Genomic DNA, 19,070 nt, shown 5'->3' with positions numbered 1-19,070 from the left:
TGGTTTCTCACTCGACTTCCACGTCCTCGACGGTGCTGCCGCGGCGGACGCGGATCGTCGTCTTGGTGATGGCCTCGGGCACCGGCGACTTGTCCCGCATGAGGTCGGTCAGGCGGATCGAGTCGAGCGGCTTGTCCTCGATGTTGTCGAGCGAGCGCAGCGACAGGCTGAGCGTCCCGGCCCTTTGGGCGAGCGCGAGTTTCTGGCCCTCTTCGGGTGTCACCTCGACCGTAACGGTCTGGGCGACCTCGGGCTGGTCGGTCTGCCGGTCGGCATCCTGGTCGACGCCGAGGATGCGGATGCTCTGCAGGATGGTCACCGCGCGCAGATCCTCGCCGCCGCCTTGCGTCAGGAGGATGTCGACAGTGTCGCCCGGCGTGACGAAACCGCCGACGGCGGTCTCTGCGGCGACCTTGATCGCCATCGCGCGGGTGTTCTCGCGCAGGCTCTGCACGATCGTCACCTTGTCGCCGAAGTTGGACACCTTGGAGGCGAGCACGAGTTCGCCTTGCGCAATCGCACGGGTGGCACGGCGCGGCGGCAGGCCGGGCTTGGCGATAAGCTGGTCGAGATCGGTGATCGCGCCCGGCGGCAGCGCCGCGCGGGGCCAGGCGATGACCTGGAGGACTTGCGGCTGGATCGGCTGGCCGAACGGGATGTCGCGGCCCGCGACAATGACGTTGACAAGGGCTGCTTCGGTATCGGTCGAGGCCGTCGCCCGGCTCTGGTTGATGTATTCGCGTGCGCCGAAGGCGGAACCGCCGGCAACCGCGACGCCGAGGACGGCGATGAGAATGGAACGGGCTCCCACGGTTTTTCTCCTGATTGCGGGACCGGGCGGGCGGAAGGGGGCGTCGCCCGGTCCGGATGGTGCCTCGGGATCTTGGTCCGGAGGCCTCTGCCGGGGCATCGGTGACGCCCCGGCCAGACGGTCGCATCGCGACCTGGCCGAGTTCAGATTACGGAATGGCCACCGCAGCGCCCGGCATGCCGTTGCCGGCCGCGGTGAACGCGCCGTTGATTTCCGGTGCCAGCACGGCGCCGAACAGGCCGAAGACGATCACGGCGAGCGCAACGCCGACGCCGTACTCGACGAGGGTCACGCCCTCTTCGCAATGACGGAACTGGATCCATTTTTTCAGAAGTGCATCACGCATTGTAATCTCCTCAAATGCGGTTTCTTGGGTTTCGGGCTGAAACCCGGGAGAGAGACAAGCCGAGACGGGTGTTCGGCTCCAATTCATGATTGCGGCTGAAATGTGTTGCGGCATCGTCTGAAACGCTGACAAAAACACGCATAAGTAGAATTATCTGCGAAAATGGGGCGAAATGGTGGCGAGTCACGCTGGTGACGGACGGCCGCACGCGCCGAGTCGAATCTGGGAATCGGGCCCGGCGGCGAGCGACGAATCCTGCCGGCCGCAGTTCCGGACCGCGCATTCACTTTGCGCTCGCTGCGTCCGGTGGCGGCCAGGTCCACCACGTCCGCCGGCCTGACGTGCTGCGGTTGCAACTCGGCGAGGCCGTGTCCGGAAACGGCGATGACCTGCCTTCGGACCTCCGTCCGACTGCTACGCGAGCCGATACCGGCCGCAAAGTTGGGCTTGAATGAGCCGTGAATCTGCCCAAGGATTCAGCAATGGCTCAGTCGAGTTTGGTTTGATCGGCTCGTGTGTCGAAAGCGGGGCTTCGGCGCTGCTTCCATCGAGGGTGGCGGTGGCGGCGAACGATCAAACGTGTTGAGGGAAAGGGCGATCGTGGACATCGAGACAGCAGATCTTTACGCGCGGTTCGGGCAGGCACAATTGCCGTTTAACTATCTCGCGCTGCTGATACTTGTCGCGCTTCCGCTCGCAGCCTTCGTCGGGTTCCGCGTTGGGAGCGTCGAGTATCGTCGGTTGAAATACGACAAGATACCGCCGGCCCAGGTTTCCGACGCAACGTCACTTGGAGCGATGCTGGCGCTTCTGGGGCTGTTGCTGGGCTTTGCCTTCAGTTCCGTGCTCAACTGGCGCGGGGAGCGTCAGTCGGCGCTTGTCGAGGAGACGGCGGCGATCAGCTCGGCCTTTCTGAGCGTCGATTTTCTGAACGACCCGGGCCGCACCAATCTCCAGAATCGTATACTTGCATACGCGCGGACTCGCCTTGCCAGCCCAGACGACATTCGGTCGAAGGAAGCCTTTCAAGCGTTTCTTGGGCGTACGCTTGAGGCTCAGGCCGAGATTTGGCCTGCGACCAAGCGCGCGATGGACGAGACCACGTCCGATCCGATCCGGGCCCTGGTCGCGCGCAGTGTGATGGATATGCTCGATTCACATACCCGGCGCATCGCGGCGGCTGCAGAGCAAGTACCGCCGACCGCCCAGTTGATGATCTTTCTGACCTCCGTCGTCGCCATCCTGATCGTAGGCAACCGGTCGGCGCTGCAAGGCCGGCAGCAAACCTGGCGCACCTTCGTTTTCCCGTGCCTTCTTGCCGTGGTGATGATCATGATCCTGGACCTCGATCGATCGCTTGAAGGCGCGGTGCGGCTGAACCCGGACACAATGATCGCGACCATCCACGAGATGGAGACGGCCTTGGCGGCTTCGGCCCGCTAGGCGCTTCATGCAATCTCTTCCCAATCCCCCGGTTTTCCTGTAAGGGCCGCGCATCTGTGACGTGAGCCCATGCCCCCGGGCGCATGCGAAGGATTGGGGGCGGCGGCAATGGGGCCGCCATATGAAATGGGAGACACGGGATACGCCCGTGGGTGCTCCCGAGAGGAACCGATATATGTTCAACGTGACCAAGAAATCCATCCAGTGGGGCCAGGAAACGCTCACGCTGGAAACCGGGAAGGTCGCCCGTCAGGCCGACGGCTCCGTCATCGCCACGCTGGGCGAGACCTCCGTCATGGCCAACGTGACCTATGCCCGCGAGCAGAAGCCGGGCCAGGACTTCTTCCCGCTCACCGTGCATTACCAGGAAAAGACCTATGCCGCCGGCAAGATCCCGGGCGGCTTCTTCAAGCGTGAGGGCCGTCCTTCCGAGAAGGAAACGCTGACCTCGCGCCTGATCGACCGTCCGATCCGCCCGCTCTTCGTGCCGGGCTTCAAGAACGAAGTGCTGGTGATCTGCACCGTTCTTTCCCACGATCTCGTCAACGACCCCGACATCGTCGCGATGATCGCCGCCTCGGCCGCTCTGACGATCTCGGGCGTGCCGTTCATGGGCCCGATCGGCGCCGCGCGCGTCGGCTTCGCCAATGGCGCCTATGTGCTGAACCCGGAAGTCAGCGACATGGACCAGCTCCGGATGAACCCCGAGCAGCGTCTGGACCTCGTCGTCGCCGGCACCAAGGACGCCGTGATGATGGTGGAATCGGAGGCCTACGAGCTGTCCGAGGCCGAGATGCTCGGCGCCGTGAAGTTCGGCCACGAGGCGATGCAGCCGGTGATCGACCTGATCATCTCGCTCGCCGAAGCCGCCGCGAAAGAGCCGTTCGACTTCCAGCCGGCCGATTATTCGGAGCTTTACGCGAAGGTGAAGGCCGCCGGCGAGGAGAAGATGCGCGCCGCCTTCGCGATCCTCGACAAGCAGGAGCGCACCAACGCCATTTCCGCCGCCCGCGACGCCGTGAAGGCCGAGCTGACGGAGGACGAGCTGGCCAATGCGAACCTCGGCTCGGCGTTCAAGAAGCTTGAATCCTCGATCCTGCGCGGCGACGTCGTCGCCAACGGCAAGCGCATCGACGGCCGCGACACCAAGACCGTGCGTCCGATCGTCTCGGAAGTCGGCATCCTGCCGCGCACCCACGGCTCGGCGCTCTTCACCCGCGGCGAGACGCAAGGCCTCGTGATCACCACGCTCGGCACCGGCGAGGACGAGCAGATCATCGACGCGCTGCACGCGAACTACCGCTCCAACTTCCTGCTGCACTACAACTTCCCGCCCTACTCGGTCGGTGAAGTGGGGCGCTTCGGTCCTCCGGGCCGCCGCGAGATCGGTCACGGCAAGCTTGCCTGGCGCGCGCTGCAGGCGGTTCTGCCGGCGCCGACCGACTTCCCCTACACGATCCGCATCGTCTCGGAGATCACCGAGTCGAACGGCTCGTCGTCGATGGCCACCGTCTGCGGCTCCTCGCTGTCGATGATGGACGCGGGCGTGCCGCTGAAGGCGCCGGTCGCCGGCGTCGCGATGGGCCTCATCCTCGAGGATGACGGCAAGTGGGCGGTGCTGACCGACATCCTTGGCGACGAGGATCACCTCGGCGACATGGACTTCAAGGTCGCGGGCACCGAGAACGGCATCACCTCGCTGCAGATGGACATCAAGGTCGCGGGCATCACCCCGGCGATCATGGAGCAGGCCCTCGCCCAGGCGAAGGACGGCCGGATGCACATCCTCGGCGAGATGGCCAAGGCGCTCTCCGAGGGCCGGTCGGAATTCTCCGCCCATGCCCCGCGCATCGAGACGATGACCATCCCGACCGACAAGATCCGCGAAGTGATCGGCTCGGGCGGCAAGGTGATCCGCGAGATCGTGGAAGTGTCGGGCGCCAAGGTCGACATCAACGACGACGGCGTGATCAAGATCGCCTCGGCGAACGCGGAGTCGATCAAGAAGGCCTACGACATGATCTACTCGATCGTGGCCGAGCCCGAAGAGGGCAAGATCTACACCGGCAAGGTCGTGAAGCTCGTCGATTTCGGCGCCTTCGTGAACTTCTTCGGCAAGCGCGACGGTCTGGTGCATGTCTCCCAGATCGCCAACAAGCGCCTGCAGCACCCGAACGAGGTGCTGAAGGAAGGCCAGGAAGTGAAGGTCAAGCTGCTCGGCTTCGACGAGCGCGGCAAGGTCCGGCTCGGCATGAAGATGGTCGACCAGGAGACCGGCGAGGAGATCGCGCCGGACGCGAAGGAAAAGGCCGACACCGCCGAGGCGTGAGGTCTGGCTGAAACGAACCGACGGCCCAGGCATTCGCCCGGGCCGTTTCGTTTGGCGCTATGCCGGTTCCGGGTCGGTCCGCTTCGGGGTCAAGACCGGGCGGCCGCTGCTCACTCGATGGCGGCCGAGAATGTCGCGGTCAGCCGCTCATTCAATGCGGCATGGGGTGGAGCGGATGTGCCGTAATGCAGTACCGCCAGTGCGGCGATATCGTTGAAGATAACGACTGATCCGCCATCGGGCGAAGCATAGACCAATATCTTCTGGCAGAAGGCATCAATGCCGATTGACGGGAAATTCGCCATCGCCACCCCACCGGGCGCGGGACCGCCAAAGAGCAGGAGGACCGCCGGCACGAGTTCGGAACCGAGTTGCTGGGCCTGTGCGGCGTAATCCACTTCTCCGAACCATACCGTATCTGCCTGCGCGGTGATCGCCTCCTTCAGTTTCGCGACCGTCTCCGGGACGCCGTGGGAGGATGCAAGCTCAATGATCCCGTAGTCGGGGGTCAGAGCGGAGGTTTGCACCGGGCGCGGACCGCTTTCGGACATGGCTTGCAGGACGGGCGCGAGGCGGTCATCGAATTTTCCGAGAATATCGGCGTCAGTGATGCCATGCCGCGCCTTCAGAAACTCCGACGAGGTGAAGACGGCGCTGGCTTTGCCGTTTTCGTCGAATGACAGAACCCTGAAAGGCAAGTCCAGGCCGGCGCGGATGTTCAAAGACAGAAGCTGAGTGTTGATCTCGGGGTCGGAAAACAATGCCACTCGGGAAGGCGGCATTTCGACGCCTGCGGCTGCGGCAAGTCTCGCATGGTCGATCTCGACTACCGGCTCCAGCTGCTCTTCCGCCGCAGCGGTTTTCGCGGCTTCAATCACTGAATCCACGGTTTGCTGAGCGGACTGGCCCAAACTCGCTGTTGCGAGGAAAATCGTTGTGCCTGCAGCGAAGGCAATTCGAACAATCCGCGTCATGTACAACCCCTCTTTCTGTCAACCAACAAGTCGGCTTTCGATCCGCCGCGTTACAATTGGCCCTTTAGCCCCGGCACGAGTCAAACATTCGCGTCATCCGCAACGTGAAGCGTTGCGGTCGCGGGGCTGTGCAGTTCCGTTCCGGCAGCCCAGATGCGCGCGTGACAGCGCCCGGCGGTTTCGCTATTGCGCCTCTATGAGCGATCTGCCCGCCTCCGCCCGCGTCACCGTCGTCAGCGTCTGCTTCAACAGCATGGCGGTGCTGCCGGACATGCTCGCCTCGGTCCCGGCGGATACGCCGGTCGTTCTGGTCGACAATGCCTCGACCGATGCGGCGGCCGTCGCGGAGCTGGCCGGGGCGCGGGGCGCGCGCCTCGTCCGCAATGCCGAGAACCGCGGTTTCGGCGTCGCCTGCAACCAGGGCGCGGCGCTCGCCGGGACCGAGTTCGTGCTCTTTCTCAATCCCGACGCCCAGCTGATGCCGGACACGCTCGACGAGCTGGTCGCGGCGGCAGAGCGCCATCCGCACGCCTCGGCGATGAACCCGCGCATCGCGGAGGCGGATGGTTCCGCCTATTTCAAGCGCCACAGCCACCTGATGCCGCGCGCCGAGAAGATGCCGCGCGGCTGGCCCGAGGCGGACCGCGAGGTCACCGTCCTGTCCGGTGCTGCGCTCTTCGTGCGGCGGGCGGATTTCGAGGCGGTGGGCGGCTTCGATCCGGAGATCTTCCTCTACCACGAGGATGACGACCTCAGCCGCCGGCTGCGGGCCGAGCGCGGGCCGTTGATGTTCGTCCGCGCCGCTTTGGTGCAGCATCTCGGCGGGCGGTCCTCGGTGCGCAGCCCCGAAGTGGCGGCGTTGAAGGCCTGGCACATGGGCCGCTCGCGGGTCTATGCGGCGCGCAAGCATGGCCAGAAGTTCGCCTTCGGCCGGGCGCTATTTCAGGCGACGGCACAGCTCCTGTCTCCGGCGGTCCTTTTGTCGAAGCGCAAGCGCGCCAAGCAATGGACGTTCTTCCGCGCGGTGCTCGCGAGCCGGAAGCCCGGCTGAACTCAGCCCCGTGTCGGCTGGAACCGGCCGGCGGGCGAGAGGGTGAAGATATCGCAGCCGTCGGCGGTGACGCCCACCGAATGTTCGAACTGCGCCGAGAGCGACTTGTCACGCGTCACCGCGGTCCAGTCGTCGGCGAGCACCTTGGTCTCGGGGCGGCCGAGATTCACCATCGGCTCGATGGTGAAGAACATACCCTCTTCGAGCCGCGGACCGGTGCCGGCGCGGCCGTAATGCAAGACGTTCGGCGGCGCGTGGAACACCCGGCCGAGCCCGTGGCCGCAGAAGTCGCGCACGACGCTCATCCGCTGCGCCTCGACGTAAGCCTGGATCGCGTAGCCGATGTCGCCGAAGGTGTTGCCGGGGCGCACGGCCTCGATCCCCTTCATCAGCGCGTCGTGGGTCACCTCGATCAGCCGCTCGGCTTTGCGGCTGAGATTGCCCGCGACATACATCCGGCTGGTGTCGCCGTACCAGCCGTCGACGATCACGGTGACGTCGATGTTGAGGATGTCGCCGTCCTTCAGCACCTTCGGCCCCGGAATCCCGTGGCAGACGACATGGTTGACCGAGATGCAGGAGGCGTGCTGGTAGCCGCGGTAGCCGATCGTCGCGGATTTCGCGCCCGCCGCCTCGACCCGCTCCTCTATGAAGGCATCGAGCGCGCCGGTGGTCACACCGGGCTCAACGAGCGCCACCACATCGTCGAGAATCTCCGCCGCGAGCCGGCCGGCGCGGTGCATGCCCTCATAGTCAGAAGGCTCATAGATTCTGATCCCGTCCTTGGTCAGACGGCCGCGCGGGTCATCCACGAGCTGCTCCTTACGCTCCATATCACGCCTAGATAATCAAGGATCGCGGCTTTGGCCAGAGCCGGGGCTTTCCCCGCGCCCCGCGCTTGCCTATAGATTCGATGCGAGAGGTACGATCATGCCCAATCCCACCGCCGCCATCCTGATCATCGGGGACGAGATCCTGTCGGGTCGCACCCGCGACGCCAACATGCATCATCTCGCCGGTGAGCTGACCCGCATCGGGATCACCCTGAAAGAGGTGCGGATGGTCGCCGACGAAAGACCGGCGATCGTTGCCGCCGTGAACGCTTTGCGCGCCAGCCACGACCACCTCTTCACCTCCGGCGGCATCGGCCCGACCCATGACGACATCACCGCCGACGCGGTGGCGGAGGCCTTCGGCCTTGATCTCGGGGTGCGCGAGGACGCCCGCGCGCTCCTCGCCGCGCATTACGAGCGTGCCGGGCTCGAGTTCAACGCCGCGCGTCAGCGCATGGCGCGGATCCCCGAGGGCGCCAGCCTGATCGAGAACCCGATCTCGATCGCGCCGGGCTTCTCGCTCGGCAATGTCCATGTGCTCGCCGGAGTGCCGAACATCTTCCAGGCGATGGTCGCCTCGCTTCTGCCGCGACTGGCCGGGGGCAAGCCGCTACTCAGCCAGACGCTTCGGATCGACCAGGGCGAGGGCGTGATCGCCGGGCCGCTCGGGATGCTCGCGGCCGAGTTCGCCGACCTTTCCATCGGCTCCTATCCGTTCATCCAGAACGGCGCCTATGGCGCGAATATCGTGATCCGCGGCAGCGATCCGTCGCGGATCGATCTGGCCATTTCCAAGCTCGCGGCGCTCTTTCCCAAGGGCGGCGCATGAGCGACATTTTTGCGGCGTCAGACGCGACCTGGCCGGCCGCGGCGGTACATCGCGTCGGAGCCTTTCTCGTGCGCGAGGGGCAGGGCGGCGGTCAGCGCGTCAGTTCCGCCACCGCCGAGGAGGCCTGGGACGCGGCCGATCTCGACGCCGCCGAGGCCATGCAGCGGAACCTTGGACAGCGGCTCCTGTTCATGGTCCGCCCGGGCGAAGAGGCGCTTGACGCTGCGCTGGAGGCGCGCGGCTACCGCGTCGTCGATCCGGTGAACATCTATGCCGCGCCGGTGGCGGAGCTGCTGGCCGAGGTGTCGCCGCTTGCGGCCTTCACGATCTGGCCGCCGCTGGCGATCATGCGCGACCTCTGGGCGGAGGGCGGGATCGGTCCCGACCGGCTCGCCGTGATGGCGCGCGCCGAGGGGCCGAAGACCACGGTTCTCGGCCGCGTGAACGACCGCGCTGCGGGGACCGCCTTCGTCGCGATCCACGGCGAGATCGCCATGATGCACGCCTTGCAGGTCGTGCCCGAGCAGCGTCGGCAAGGATCCGCCGTCAAGATGATGCGGAAAGCCGCAGCATGGGCGCAAGATCATGGTGCAAAACGGTTTTTGGTGCTTGTTACGGCGGCCAACGCGGAGGCCAACGCGCTCTATTCTTCCCTGGGGGTGAGGATTGTGGGACATTATCACTATCGGTCGAAAGAACCCTGAACAGGCAAGGGGAGCAGTTGACAGACATAGGCGAACGCCCCACGGCGCTTGATCTACGCATGATCGAGCCACTTCCGGATGCGACCCGGAAGTATTTTGATGTCTGCACCGAAAAGCTCGGCCTCGTTCCCAACGTCCTCAAGGCATATGCTTTCGACATCGAAAAGCTCAACGCCTTCACCGCCATCTACAACGACCTGATGCTCGCCGAGAGCGGGCTGACGAAGCTCGAACGCGAGATGATCGCGGTCGCGGTCTCGTCGCTCAACCGGTGCTGGTACTGCCAGGTCGCGCATGGCGCCGCCGTCCGCGAACTCTCGGGCGATCCGATGCTGGGCGAGGCGCTGGTGATGAACTGGCGCGTGGCGCGGCTCTCGGACCGCCAGAGAGCGATGCTGGAGTTCGCCGAAAAGTTGACACTATCTTCATCCAGAATCGCGGAGGAAGATCGCCAGCTGTTGCGGGACGTGGGCTTCAGCGATCGCGACATCTGGGACATCGCGTCAGTCACGGGGTTCTTCAACATGACGAACCGCATTGCTTCGGCCACCGCGATGGAGCCCAACCCGGACTATCACGGGGCGCACCGATGAAGCGGCTCGCGCTCATATTGCTGATGTTCGCGCCCGCGGCCGAGGCCGCGCCGACTCTCGCGCTGCCGCCGCAGGCGGCGCGGACGGTAGAGGAGTCGCGTACTGTTGGCAGCTACCCGCTTCCGGTCGGGCCGTGGACTGCGACCGGGATCGAGACGCTGATGACGGAAGGAGAGATCACCCAGACCGCCTGGCGCATCCCGGACGAAAACGTGACCACGATGGGATTGCTTGCCACGCTGCGCGACCAGCTGCGCGCGGAAGGGTTCGAGGTGATCTTCGAATGCGACACCGACTATTGCGGCGGCTTCGACTTCCGCTTCGGCACGCCGGTTCTTGCCGAGCCCGACATGCATGTCGATCTGGGTGATTTCCGGTTCCTCTCCGCGCGCCGCGGTACCGGACCCTCGCCGGACTATGTCAGCCTGCTCGTCAGCCGCTCCTCCAGCGGCGGATTTGTCCAGATGACGCGGGTCGGTCCGGCGCTCACCGAGCCTGCCGAGCTGGTGAAGGCGGCCGCGCCCGCCCAGCCCGAAGTCCTGCGGCTACCGGGCGAGCTTGACGGCATGGGCCGCATGGTGCTCGACGGTCTGGCCTTTCCGCCCGGAACCGCCAATCTCGCCGAGGACCGTTTCGCCTCGATCGAGACGCTCGCTGGATGGCTGAAGGCGCATCCCGAGGCCCGCGTCGCGCTGCTTGGCCATACCGATGCGGTGGGCCCGCTTGCGACCAATGTCACGCTGTCGCGCGCGCGGGCCGAAGCGGTGCTGGAGCGGCTCGTCACGGCATATGGCGTCGACAGGGCGCAACTTTCCGCGGATGGGCTCGGCTATCTCAGTCCCCGCGCCTCGAACGATACGCCCGAGGGCCGCGCCGCAAACAGACGGGTCGAGGCGATGATCACCTCGACCCGCTGAGGTCTAGATAGCCGAACTCTTTAAGGCACTGCTCGATTTACCAGTTGTCCGGACCCTTGTCCGAGAAGGACTGGCCCAGGAAGTCGATGAAAGCGCGCACCTTCGGTTGCGTGAAGCGGCCCGGCGGATAGACCGCGTAGATGCCGAGCGTCTCGACCGGCAGGTCGGGGATCGCATCCACGACGAGCCCCTTCTTCATCGCGTCGGCATAGAGGAAAGACGGAAGGTAGGCGATGCCCAGGCCCGAGATCGCGGCGTTGAGCAGCGACTGGCCGTCGTTGACTGTCAGCCATCCCGCCGTGCGAACCTGGCGCTTCTCGCCTGAGGGCGCGGTGATTTTCCAGACGTTGCCGGCGGCCTGGTTGGAATAATGCAGCAGCTTGTGTTCGTTGAGATCGTCGATCTTCTGCGGCTGCCCGTATTTGGCGAAGTAGCTCGGCGAGCCGACCATACGCTTGGCGGTGTCGGTCAGCTTTCGCGCCCGCAGCGTCGAATCTTCAAGCTCTCCGACCCGGATCGCCATGTCGAAGCCTTCCGAGATCAGCTCCACGTAGCGGTTGTTCAGAACCATGTTGACGGTGATCTCGGGGTACTCGAGCAGGAAGTCCCCGAGGATCGGAGAGAGCAGATTCACCCCGAAATCAGTGGCCACGGAAATCCTCAGCAGGCCGGACGGATCGGACTGCATCGAGGTGACGAGCGCGTCGGCCTCGCCCGCGTCGTTGAGCACGCGGCGGGCGCGGTCGTAATAGGCAAGGCCGATCTCGGTGGGAGAGACCCGGCGTGTCGTGCGGTTCAGAAGCCGCGCCCCGAGCCGCGCCTCGAGAGACGAGACATGCTTCGAGACTGCCGACTTGGAAATTCCCATCTTCTTCGCAGCGTCCGTAAATCCCCCCTGATCAACAACGGTGGCAAATGCCTCCATTTCCGTCAGTCGGTCCATTGTGCACCCGTATTCTACATTGACCACCACAGCCGACTATCGGGGCCAATTCAGGCAAGAATGCGGAGGGGTGCGGTCAAGAGTTGGATTTTGTCGCGGCCCGGGTTGGCGGTATCCTGCCGACCTTCGGCAAGACTATGACCAAGCGGGTCAAATCATCGCGGCGAGGCGGGTGCCCTGATCGATCGCACGCTTGGCGTCGAGCTCCGCCGCTACGTCCGCGCCGCCGATGACATGGACCGTGACGCCGGCGCGCGACAGCGAATCGGCGAGGCCGTTCTCGCTTTCCTGCCCCGCGCAAAGCACCACCGTATCCGCTTCGATAAGGGTAGGACTGCGCCGCTCGGGGCCGAAGGTGACATGAAGCCCCTCGGCGTCTATGCGCTCGTAGTTCACGCCGCCGAGCATCGTGACGTCCTTGGCCAGAAGGGTGGCGCGGTGGATCCAGCCGGTGGTCTTGCCGAGCGTGCGCCCCGGCTTGCCGGGCTTGCGCTGCAGCAGCGTCACCGCGCGCGCGGGCGGGTGCGGCCGCGCCTCGGCGAGCCCTCCGCGGGCCCGTTCGGGATCGGTCACGCCCCATTCCTTCATCCAGTCCTCAAGCTCCACGGCCGGACTCCGCCCCGCCTCGACGAGGAACTCGGCGACATCGAACCCGATCCCGCCGGCGCCGATCACCGCCACCCGCGCCCCGACCGGCGCGCCGGACAGCACGTCGGCATAGGAAAGCGTGTTGCCGCCCTCCTGACCCGCGATCCCCGGATCGCGCGGCCGCACTCCGGTGGCGACGACCACCTCGTCGAAGCCCTCCAGCAGGGCTGCCGTCGCCTCGGTCCCGAGCGTCACCGTGACGCGGCTCCGGGCAAGCATCGTCTCGAACCAGGCGACGAGGCCGTGAAACTCTTCCTTGCCGGGCACCATCCTGGCGAGGTTGAGCTGCCCGCCGATCCGCTCCGCCTTGTCGAAAAGCGTCACCTCATGCCCGCGCTCGTCGAGCGCCAGCGCCGCCGAAAGCCCGGCCGGCCCGGCGCCGACAACCGCGATGCGCTTGACCGAAGCCGTCGGCGCCAGGACCAGTTCGGTCTCGTGGCAGGCTCTGGGGTTGACGAGGCAGGACGATATCCGGCCCGCGAAGGTGTGGTCGAGGCAGGCCTGGTTGCAGGCGATGCAGGGCGCGATCTCTGCCGCGCGCCCGGTCGCCGCCTTGCGCACGAAGTCCGGGTCGGCGAGGAAGGGCCGTGCCATCGACACCATGTCGGCACAGCCCTCGGCCAGCACCGACTCGGCCACCTCGGGCGTGTTGATCCGGTTCGAGGTCACGACGGGAACCGACACCTCGCCCATAAGCTTCTTCGTCACCCAGGCGAAGGCGCGGCGCGGCACGCTCGTCGCGATCGTCGGCACCCGCGCCTCGTGCCAGCCGATGCCGGTGTTGAGGATCGAGGCCCCGGCCGCCTCGATCGCCTTCGCCAGCGTGACGACCTCGTCCCAGCTCTGGCCTTCGGGAACGAGGTCGAGAAGCGAAATCCGGTAGATCAGGATGAAATCCGACCCGACGGCCGCGCGTACACGCCGCACGACCTCAAGCGGCAGCCGCATGCGGTTCTCGGGGCTGCCGCCCCAGCGGTCGCTGCGGCGGTTGGTGTGGGCGACGAGGAACTGGTTGAGGAAGTAGCCCTCCGATCCCATCACCTCGACGCCGTCATAGCCTGCCTCGCGCGCCCGCGCGGCCGCGGTCGCGATGTCGTCGATCTGCCTCTGAATCCCGGCCTCGTCGAGCTCGATTGGCGGAAAGGGCGAGATCGGGGACTTGATCGGAGAGGGCGCGACGCATTCCGGCCCGTAGGCATAGCGCCCGGCGTGAAGGATCTGCATCGCGATCCGGCCGCCATCGGCATGGACCCTTTCGGTGACGATCCGGTGATTGGCTATGTCCTCGGGCGTGAAGAGCCCGGCGGCGCCGGGAAACACCCCGCCCTCGCGGTTCGGGGCCATGCCGCCGGTGACCATCAGCGCCACCCCGCCGCGGGCGCGGGCGGCATAGAACTCGGCCACCCGGTTCCAATCCTTCGTCTCCTCCAGATTGGTGTGCATCGAGCCCATCAGGACGCGGTTCGGCAACGTCACATGGCCGAGGTCGAGGGGCGCGAGCAGGCGGGGGTAAGGTGACATGGGGGCTCCTTGCGATGGAGCCACCATGTCCAATACGCCGGATGCTGTCACGCGGGACGCGGCGTCACGCGCGGGGTTTCAGTTGACGCGCGCCACCACGTAATCGGCCAGATCGGAGAGCATCGCCCGCAGCGGATGGTCCGGCAGCACCGCAAGCGCCGCCTTCGCGGTCCGCGCCCAGCAGAGCGCCTCGGCCCGGGTTTCGTCCATCGCGCCGTGGCCCGTGAGAAGCGCCATCGCGCGGTCGAGATCGCCCTCGCGCTGGTCGCCCTTCTCGATCACCCGCTTCCAGAACTCGCGCTCCTCGGGCGTGGCCTTTGCCACCGCCTTGATCACCGGCAGCGTCAGCTTGCGCTCGCGGAAATCGTCGCCGACATTCTTGCCGATCGTCGCGGTGGACCCGCCGTAGTCGAGAAGGTCGTCGACGATCTGGAACGCGATGCCGAGCGCGTCGCCATAGGTGAAGAGTGCCCGGACCTGCTCCTCCGGCGCCCCGGCGATCACCCCGCCGACCTCGGTCGCGGCGGAGAAGAGCGCCGCGGTCTTGCCGCGGATCACCTTCATGTAGATCGCCTCGTCGGTCCTGAGATCCTGCGCCGCCGACAGCTGCAGCACCTCGCCCTCGGCGATCGTCGCCGAGGCGTTCGACAGGATGTCGAGTACCCGGAGCGAGCCGGTCTCGACCATCAACTGGAACGAACGCGAGAAGAGATAGTCACCGACCAGGACAGAGGACTTGTTGTCCCACAGAAGGTTGGCGGTCGGCCGCCCGCGGCGCTGGGCGCTTTCGTCGACCACGTCGTCATGGAGAAGCGTCGCGGTGTGGATGAACTCCACCGTCGCGGCGAGGCGGATATGGTGATCGCCGTCATAGCCGCAGAGACGCGCCGCGGCGATCGTCAGCATCGGCCGGAGCCGCTTGCCGCCGGCCTCCACGAGATGCGCGGTGACCTCGGGAATGCGAGGCGCGTGCTCGGACGCCATGCGGCGCCGGATCAGCGCGTTCACGCGCTCCATATCTGGCGCGAGATGGGCGCTCAGCCGGTCGTGAGGTTTCTGCGCGGTCTCGTCCAAACCCATCGTCGTCCCGTGCTCACTCGACAAAGCCGTCGCTCTGTCCTTAAGTCTTGGATTATGAAAGAGCTTCTTCGCACCACCGACCCAACCCAGATCGCCTTCGCGACAGCCCTGCTTGAGGCTGAGGGTATAGCGGCGTTTCAGATGGACGTCCACATGAGCATTCTGGAAGGATCCATAGGCATATTGCCGCGCCGGCTGATGGTGCGCGACTCCGATCACTTCATGGCGACGGCAATTCTGAAGGACAACGGGATCGAGACCTGAGATGTTCGCAGAGGCCGAACTGACCGAGGACGGGTTCCTGAACGGACGGCTGCGCATCGCGCAGCCCAAGGGCGGCTACCGCGCGGCGATGGATCCGGTCCTGCTCGCCGCAGCGGTGCCGGCGAAACCGGGCGAAAGCGTTCTGGAGCTTGGCTGCGGCGCGGGCGTGGCGAGTCTTTGCCTCGGCGCCCGTGTGGCCGGGCTTCGCCTGACCGGGCTTGAGCTGCAGGCCGCCTATGCGGCACTGGCACGGCGGAACGCGGACCGAAACGGGCTTTCCTTCGAAGTGGTCGAGGGCGATCTTCAGGCGGTGCCGGCCGTGCTCCGGGCGCAGAGCTTCGATCATGTGATCGCCAATCCGCCCTATTACCCGGCCGGCGGCGGCACCGCCGCCGCCGATCCCGGACGCGAGACCGCGCTTCGCGAGGCGACTCCGCTCGCGGTCTGGATGGCTGCGGGTCTCAGGCGACTCAGGCCCGGCGGCTGGCTGACGGTCATCCAGTCGGCGGACCGTCTTCCCGATCTGCTGGGCGCGCTTGGACCCGGCGCGGGCAGTATCGTGATCTTGCCGATCGCGGCGCGACCGGGACGGCCGGCAGGGCGGATCCTCCTGCGCACACGCAAGGGCGGCCGCAACCCGTTCCGGATGCTCGCGCCACTGATTCTGCACGAGGGTGCCGGCCATCTCGCCGACGGTGACGATCACACCGAGGCCGCGCGCGCCGTGCTTCGCGACGGAGCGGCCCTGCAGATGTAGGTCCTTAAGGGCGCGGCAAGGTTTCGCCGTCACAGTGTGCCGGGCGCGCAATGCGGCATTGTTCCGCGTGACATGGCTCGTGGAATATGATGGGATTGTGACAAGGTTCACAGGAGAGGAGACTGGAATGTCGCTGGGTTCGCACCTGCAGGAACTTCGCAAGAAACACCAAAGCCTGTCCGTGGCGGTCGAGGAGGCGCAACGCCAGCCGGGCTCCGACGACCTCGCGATCGCTGAAATGAAAAAGCAGAAGCTGCGGATCAAGGAAGAAATCACCCGCCTCAGCGAGGCCTGATACCGACATGTTGCTGAAAGGCGCCGCCCCGGAGCGGCGCCTTTTGCATTTCCATAGGCTCTGGTGCACAAATGGTTTGATGACCGGGCTTCCCCTTTCCCCGGACAGACCTATCTCACGGCCTCTGTGACGGTGATCCCGAGAGCGGTATATCCGTTCAGGACGGCGATGCGGACCTGTAGTTCCGCCACCTGGCGGTTGAAGTTCCATGCCATGAGCCGTTGGCCCAGCAACTTCACACAATGCATCTTCGTCTCGACACGGCTCCTGCGGTGATACCCCCTCCATCGTCGCCAGAGGGCGCGGCCGAGGTATTTCGATGCCCGCAGGGCCTCGTTTCGGGCCATGGCTCCGGCGGTGACGGTCTTCCACGGCTTCGCATTCTTACTGGGCGGGATGACAGCGTGAGCGCCTCGGTCGGCAATGGCATCGTGGCATTTGCGTGTGTCATGGGCGCCGTCGCCAGTGACGCTGCCGATCTCCTGGTCCTCCGGGATCTGACCGAGCAGGTCGGGCAGCACCGGTGCGTCACCGATATGGCTCCCGGTGATCTCGACAGCGCGGACCTCCAGTGTTTCCTCATCAATCGCGAGATGGATCTTGCGCCAGACCCGCCGTTTGGGACCGCCGTGCTTGCGCGCATGTCACTCGCCTTCGCCTTCGACCTTGATGCCCCTCGCCATGGTCACTCGGACCAGTGGCGTTCCCATGGCTTGTTGTCGATCAACTGGTGCAGCGGGCCCTTCGACCCACGGTAGGGGATGTTGACAGCCAGCGTCTTCTGACGGCGGCTGAGTGTGCTGAAATCGGGCACGGCCTAGTCGAGGCCGACCAGCCGCAACAGGCTTTCGACGAACCCCGTCGTCTGCCGCAAGGCCATGCCTAACAGCACCTTCATCGAAAGGCACGTCTGGATGGCAGCATCGATGTAAGCCTGCTGGCGACCGCGCCTGCCAGTCGGCGCGGCATCCCAGCTCATCTCGGAGTCGAACCAGATCGTTAGCGAACCACGGCGCTTGAGCGTTTCGTTATAGGCCGGCCAGTTCCTGGTCTTGTGGGTTGGGGGTATCGGTCTGCTTGTGCATCCCAGCTGCCACGCTGGTTTCACGAGATGAACCCCTCACAGGAATTGTGCAACAGAGCCGCGGTAGCGGCCAGGTTCGGGCTTCCTCATGCGAAGGTACTTAACCTGCCGGATTCGCATAGTGAATCCCTCGCCTCGTAGAGTTCTGCAACAATGCCCCGTGGAAAAGTCGAGAGGTTTTTATTGACGAGCCTGCCGCGGATAGACTTCATTGTACACTGGTTGCTGTATTGGGATTCAGGTTTTTGTTGGAAAAATGAGCAAGTCGGCTTCAAGCGGAAAGATCAGTGTTGCGCGGGACTATATTTCGGTTGCCCGTCCTGATCACTGGGGGAAGAACATTTTCATGCTGCCCGGAGCTGCGATAGCGGCAGTGATCGACCCCGAGGTTACGGCATCCGACACAGTGTGGCTTGGCTTGGGCTTGGTTTCAACGTGCCTGATCGCGTCAGCCAACTACACGATCAACGAGTACCTGGATGGGGCTTTCGATCAGTTCCATCCCAAAAAGTCGTCCCGTCCGGCCGCCCAAAACCGGCTGAACGGCAAGATCATACTTGCTCAGTATTGCCTGCTTTGCGCTTTGGGCCTGGGCGTGGCCAGCCTGCTAAATCCGGTATTCTTTTATGCGAGCGTCACGCTGCTCATCATGGGAATTATCTATAATGTTGAGCCAATACGATCTAAGGACACTCCATTTCTCGATGTGCTGTCAGAGTCGTTCAACAATCCGATCCGCCTGACACTCGGATGGTCAGCGATAAGCACCATCGTCCTACCACCTGTCAGTCTGCTAATCACCTACTGGATGGGCGGCGCCTATCTCATGGCGACCAAACGGTATTCGGAGTTCAGGTCGATCGGAGATCCGGAGAGGGCTGCACTCTACCGCAGATCTTTCAAATACTACACGGAAGACATGCTGTCATTGTCCGCATTCTTCTATGCCTTGTGTGCGAGCCTGTTTCTGGGAATCTTCCTGATAAAATATAAAATTGAGTTTATTATCGCATTTCCATTCTTTGCGGCGCTCTTCGTATGGTATCAAATTCTCGCGAATAAGAAAGATTCTCTGGCGGCCAGCCCGGAGAAGCTCTACCTGGATCCGCGCTTCATGATCTACGTCGGTTTTCTTACCGTGCTTGTAGGAGTTCTTTCCGTAACTGAAATCACTGCTATACGGTATCTAACTGAACACAGTGTCTTGAAAGACATTCGGGTCGAGTAGCGAGAAGGACACTTGGTCTCCATGCGTCAATACTTTGTATTTATCGTTATAACGGTGTGCCTGAACGCCGCGTCGCAACTTCTGATGAAGGCTGGAATGTCGAGGGTGGGGGAGGCTGAATTTTCCAGATCCAAGATCCTGAGTCTAGCGCTTTCAGCAATGACGGACCCTTTCATAATTCTCGGACTTACGACCATGACGATCAGCATGGGAACGCATCTACTCTCTCTGTCACGTTTCGATGTGAGTTTCGCGTTTCCGTTCTTGAGCGTCGCCTATGTTATCGTTGCCATTTGGGGATTTTTCTTCTTTGGAGAAAGTATGAACGCGATGCGCATCATCGGAATTTGCGTGATCATGCTTGGGACCGTCATATTGGCGAAAAGTTGAGGCCTGCGTCGATTTGGAGAACTGACTTGT

The 19,070-nt window shown here is 64.3% G+C and carries 19 protein-coding genes and 1 pseudogene; 12 read left to right on the top strand and 8 right to left on the bottom strand.

The window, feature by feature from the left end:
• Positions 1–7 precede the first annotated feature (7 nt).
• Entirely contained in the window at positions 8–811 is an 804-nt protein-coding gene (gene cpaB / locus R5H32_RS14640; RefSeq protein ID WP_318339428.1) for a Flp pilus assembly protein CpaB, read from the bottom strand.
• Positions 812–959: 148 nt separating this feature from the next.
• Entirely contained in the window at positions 960–1,157 is a 198-nt protein-coding gene (locus tag R5H32_RS14635) for a hypothetical protein (protein ID WP_318339427.1), read from the bottom strand.
• A 600-nt stretch (positions 1,158–1,757) separates the two neighbouring features.
• Between R5H32_RS14635 and R5H32_RS14630 the strand changes: the two genes are divergently transcribed.
• Both R5H32_RS14630 and pnp read left to right on the top strand, forming a co-directional pair.
• Positions 1,758–2,600 carry a hypothetical protein gene (locus tag R5H32_RS14630; RefSeq protein ID WP_318339426.1) on the top strand — a complete coding sequence of 281 codons (843 nt, stop codon included), beginning with the start codon at positions 1,758–1,760 and terminating at the stop codon, positions 2,598–2,600.
• 175 nt (positions 2,601–2,775) lie between these two features.
• Entirely contained in the window at positions 2,776–4,929 is a 2,154-nt protein-coding gene (gene pnp, locus R5H32_RS14625) for a polyribonucleotide nucleotidyltransferase (protein ID WP_318339425.1), read from the top strand.
• A gap of 110 nt (positions 4,930–5,039) precedes the next feature.
• Here the strand turns inward: pnp and R5H32_RS14620 are convergent, their stop codons facing one another.
• Positions 5,040–5,903 carry a DUF302 domain-containing protein gene (locus R5H32_RS14620; RefSeq protein ID WP_318339424.1) on the bottom strand — a complete coding sequence of 288 codons (864 nt, stop codon included), beginning with the start codon at positions 5,901–5,903 and terminating at the stop codon, positions 5,040–5,042.
• Positions 5,904–6,099: 196 nt separating this feature from the next.
• Between R5H32_RS14620 and R5H32_RS14615 the strand changes: the two genes are divergently transcribed.
• On the top strand, positions 6,100–6,954 hold the full coding sequence (locus tag R5H32_RS14615) for a glycosyltransferase family 2 protein (RefSeq protein ID WP_318339423.1): 855 nt from the start codon (positions 6,100–6,102) through the stop codon (positions 6,952–6,954).
• A 2-nt stretch (positions 6,955–6,956) separates the two neighbouring features.
• On the opposite strand, the gene map is transcribed toward R5H32_RS14615, so the two are convergent.
• Positions 6,957–7,787, bottom strand: a complete 831-nt coding sequence (map, locus tag R5H32_RS14610) for a type I methionyl aminopeptidase (protein ID WP_318339422.1) — start codon at positions 7,785–7,787, stop codon at positions 6,957–6,959.
• Between the two features lie 97 nt (positions 7,788–7,884).
• Between map and R5H32_RS14605 the strand changes: the two genes are divergently transcribed.
• The 4 genes from R5H32_RS14605 to R5H32_RS14590 are packed head-to-tail and all read left to right on the top strand — an operon-like array spanning position 7,885 to position 10,830.
• Positions 7,885–8,616 carry a competence/damage-inducible protein A gene (locus R5H32_RS14605; RefSeq protein ID WP_318339421.1) on the top strand — a complete coding sequence of 244 codons (732 nt, stop codon included), beginning with the start codon at positions 7,885–7,887 and terminating at the stop codon, positions 8,614–8,616.
• Positions 8,613–9,320 (top strand): GNAT family N-acetyltransferase, encoded by a 708-nt coding sequence (locus tag R5H32_RS14600; protein WP_318339420.1) that lies wholly within the window; start codon positions 8,613–8,615, stop codon positions 9,318–9,320. Before R5H32_RS14605 ends, R5H32_RS14600 begins: the two co-directional genes overlap by 4 nt.
• 59 nt (positions 9,321–9,379) lie before the next feature.
• Positions 9,380–9,913 carry a peroxidase-related enzyme gene (locus R5H32_RS14595; protein WP_318339419.1) on the top strand — a complete coding sequence of 178 codons (534 nt, stop codon included), beginning with the start codon at positions 9,380–9,382 and terminating at the stop codon, positions 9,911–9,913.
• Positions 9,910–10,830: an OmpA family protein gene (locus R5H32_RS14590; RefSeq protein WP_318339418.1), complete on the top strand. Its 921-nt coding sequence runs from the start codon at positions 9,910–9,912 to the stop codon at positions 10,828–10,830. The genes R5H32_RS14595 and R5H32_RS14590 overlap by 4 nt, the downstream gene beginning before the upstream one ends.
• Before the next feature lie 37 nt (positions 10,831–10,867).
• Here the strand turns inward: R5H32_RS14590 and R5H32_RS14585 are convergent, their stop codons facing one another.
• The 3 genes from R5H32_RS14585 to R5H32_RS14575 all read right to left on the bottom strand — a co-directional run bounded on the left by R5H32_RS14585 (position 10,868) and on the right by R5H32_RS14575 (position 15,022).
• Positions 10,868–11,773: a LysR family transcriptional regulator gene (locus R5H32_RS14585; RefSeq protein ID WP_318339417.1), complete on the bottom strand. Its 906-nt coding sequence runs from the start codon at positions 11,771–11,773 to the stop codon at positions 10,868–10,870.
• Positions 11,774–11,923: 150 nt separating this feature from the next.
• A complete protein-coding gene (locus R5H32_RS14580; RefSeq protein WP_318339416.1) occupies positions 11,924–13,942 on the bottom strand; it encodes an NADPH-dependent 2,4-dienoyl-CoA reductase in 2,019 nt (672 codons plus the stop codon).
• A 78-nt stretch (positions 13,943–14,020) separates the two neighbouring features.
• Positions 14,021–15,022, bottom strand: coding sequence for a polyprenyl synthetase family protein (locus tag R5H32_RS14575; protein WP_318339415.1), 1,002 nt, complete (start codon positions 15,020–15,022; stop codon positions 14,021–14,023).
• Positions 15,023–15,076: 54 nt separating this feature from the next.
• Here R5H32_RS14575 and R5H32_RS14570 point away from each other — a divergent pair, with 54 nt between their 5' ends.
• The 3 genes from R5H32_RS14570 to R5H32_RS14560 all read left to right on the top strand — a co-directional run bounded on the left by R5H32_RS14570 (position 15,077) and on the right by R5H32_RS14560 (position 16,338).
• Positions 15,077–15,286: a DUF2007 domain-containing protein gene (locus R5H32_RS14570; RefSeq protein WP_318339414.1), complete on the top strand. Its 210-nt coding sequence runs from the start codon at positions 15,077–15,079 to the stop codon at positions 15,284–15,286.
• A 1-nt stretch (position 15,287) separates the two neighbouring features.
• Positions 15,288–16,043 carry a tRNA1(Val) (adenine(37)-N6)-methyltransferase gene (locus tag R5H32_RS14565; RefSeq protein WP_318339413.1) on the top strand — a complete coding sequence of 252 codons (756 nt, stop codon included), beginning with the start codon at positions 15,288–15,290 and terminating at the stop codon, positions 16,041–16,043.
• A gap of 127 nt (positions 16,044–16,170) precedes the next feature.
• Positions 16,171–16,338, top strand: a complete 168-nt coding sequence (locus tag R5H32_RS14560) for a YdcH family protein (RefSeq protein WP_318339412.1) — start codon at positions 16,171–16,173, stop codon at positions 16,336–16,338.
• A gap of 110 nt (positions 16,339–16,448) precedes the next feature.
• Here the strand turns inward: R5H32_RS14560 and R5H32_RS14555 are convergent.
• Positions 16,449–17,428: pseudogene (locus tag R5H32_RS14555) on the bottom strand (IS5 family transposase).
• Positions 17,429–17,678: 250 nt separating this feature from the next.
• Between R5H32_RS14555 and R5H32_RS14550 the strand changes: the two are divergent.
• Positions 17,679–18,650 carry a UbiA prenyltransferase family protein gene (locus R5H32_RS14550; RefSeq protein WP_318339411.1) on the top strand — a complete coding sequence of 324 codons (972 nt, stop codon included), beginning with the start codon at positions 17,679–17,681 and terminating at the stop codon, positions 18,648–18,650.
• Between the two features lie 21 nt (positions 18,651–18,671).
• Entirely contained in the window at positions 18,672–19,040 is a 369-nt protein-coding gene (locus R5H32_RS14545) for an EamA family transporter (protein WP_318339410.1), read from the top strand.
• Positions 19,041–19,070 lie beyond the last annotated feature (30 nt).

The sequence above is a fragment of the Defluviimonas sp. D31 genome (assembly GCF_033436765.1).
Lineage (GTDB): Bacteria > Pseudomonadota > Alphaproteobacteria > Rhodobacterales > Rhodobacteraceae > Albidovulum.
Note: the sequence above shows the minus strand (reverse complement) of the source record. Positions and strands in the feature narration are given on the sequence as shown.

Excerpts from the sequence above, each read along its gene's own strand:
- R5H32_RS14635 (WP_318339427.1), bottom strand. The coding sequence starts at position 1,157 with ATGCGTGATGCACTTCTGAAAAAATGGATCCAGTTCCGTCATTGCGAA.
- pnp (WP_318339425.1), top strand. The coding sequence starts at position 2,776 with ATGTTCAACGTGACCAAGAAATCCATCCAGTGGGGCCAGGAAACGCTC.
- R5H32_RS14620 (WP_318339424.1), bottom strand. The coding sequence starts at position 5,903 with ATGACGCGGATTGTTCGAATTGCCTTCGCTGCAGGCACAACGATTTTC.
- R5H32_RS14615 (WP_318339423.1), top strand. The coding sequence starts at position 6,100 with ATGAGCGATCTGCCCGCCTCCGCCCGCGTCACCGTCGTCAGCGTCTGC.
- map (WP_318339422.1), bottom strand. The coding sequence starts at position 7,787 with ATGGAGCGTAAGGAGCAGCTCGTGGATGACCCGCGCGGCCGTCTGACC.
- R5H32_RS14605 (WP_318339421.1), top strand. The coding sequence starts at position 7,885 with ATGCCCAATCCCACCGCCGCCATCCTGATCATCGGGGACGAGATCCTG.
- R5H32_RS14600 (WP_318339420.1), top strand. The coding sequence starts at position 8,613 with ATGAGCGACATTTTTGCGGCGTCAGACGCGACCTGGCCGGCCGCGGCG.
- R5H32_RS14595 (WP_318339419.1), top strand. The coding sequence starts at position 9,380 with ATGATCGAGCCACTTCCGGATGCGACCCGGAAGTATTTTGATGTCTGC.
- R5H32_RS14590 (WP_318339418.1), top strand. The coding sequence starts at position 9,910 with ATGAAGCGGCTCGCGCTCATATTGCTGATGTTCGCGCCCGCGGCCGAG.
- R5H32_RS14585 (WP_318339417.1), bottom strand. The coding sequence starts at position 11,773 with ATGGACCGACTGACGGAAATGGAGGCATTTGCCACCGTTGTTGATCAG.
- R5H32_RS14580 (WP_318339416.1), bottom strand. The coding sequence starts at position 13,942 with ATGTCACCTTACCCCCGCCTGCTCGCGCCCCTCGACCTCGGCCATGTG.
- R5H32_RS14575 (WP_318339415.1), bottom strand. The coding sequence starts at position 15,022 with ATGGGTTTGGACGAGACCGCGCAGAAACCTCACGACCGGCTGAGCGCC.
- R5H32_RS14570 (WP_318339414.1), top strand. The coding sequence starts at position 15,077 with ATGAAAGAGCTTCTTCGCACCACCGACCCAACCCAGATCGCCTTCGCG.
- R5H32_RS14565 (WP_318339413.1), top strand. The coding sequence starts at position 15,288 with ATGTTCGCAGAGGCCGAACTGACCGAGGACGGGTTCCTGAACGGACGG.
- R5H32_RS14560 (WP_318339412.1), top strand. The coding sequence starts at position 16,171 with ATGTCGCTGGGTTCGCACCTGCAGGAACTTCGCAAGAAACACCAAAGC.
- R5H32_RS14550 (WP_318339411.1), top strand. The coding sequence starts at position 17,679 with ATGAGCAAGTCGGCTTCAAGCGGAAAGATCAGTGTTGCGCGGGACTAT.
- R5H32_RS14545 (WP_318339410.1), top strand. The coding sequence starts at position 18,672 with ATGCGTCAATACTTTGTATTTATCGTTATAACGGTGTGCCTGAACGCC.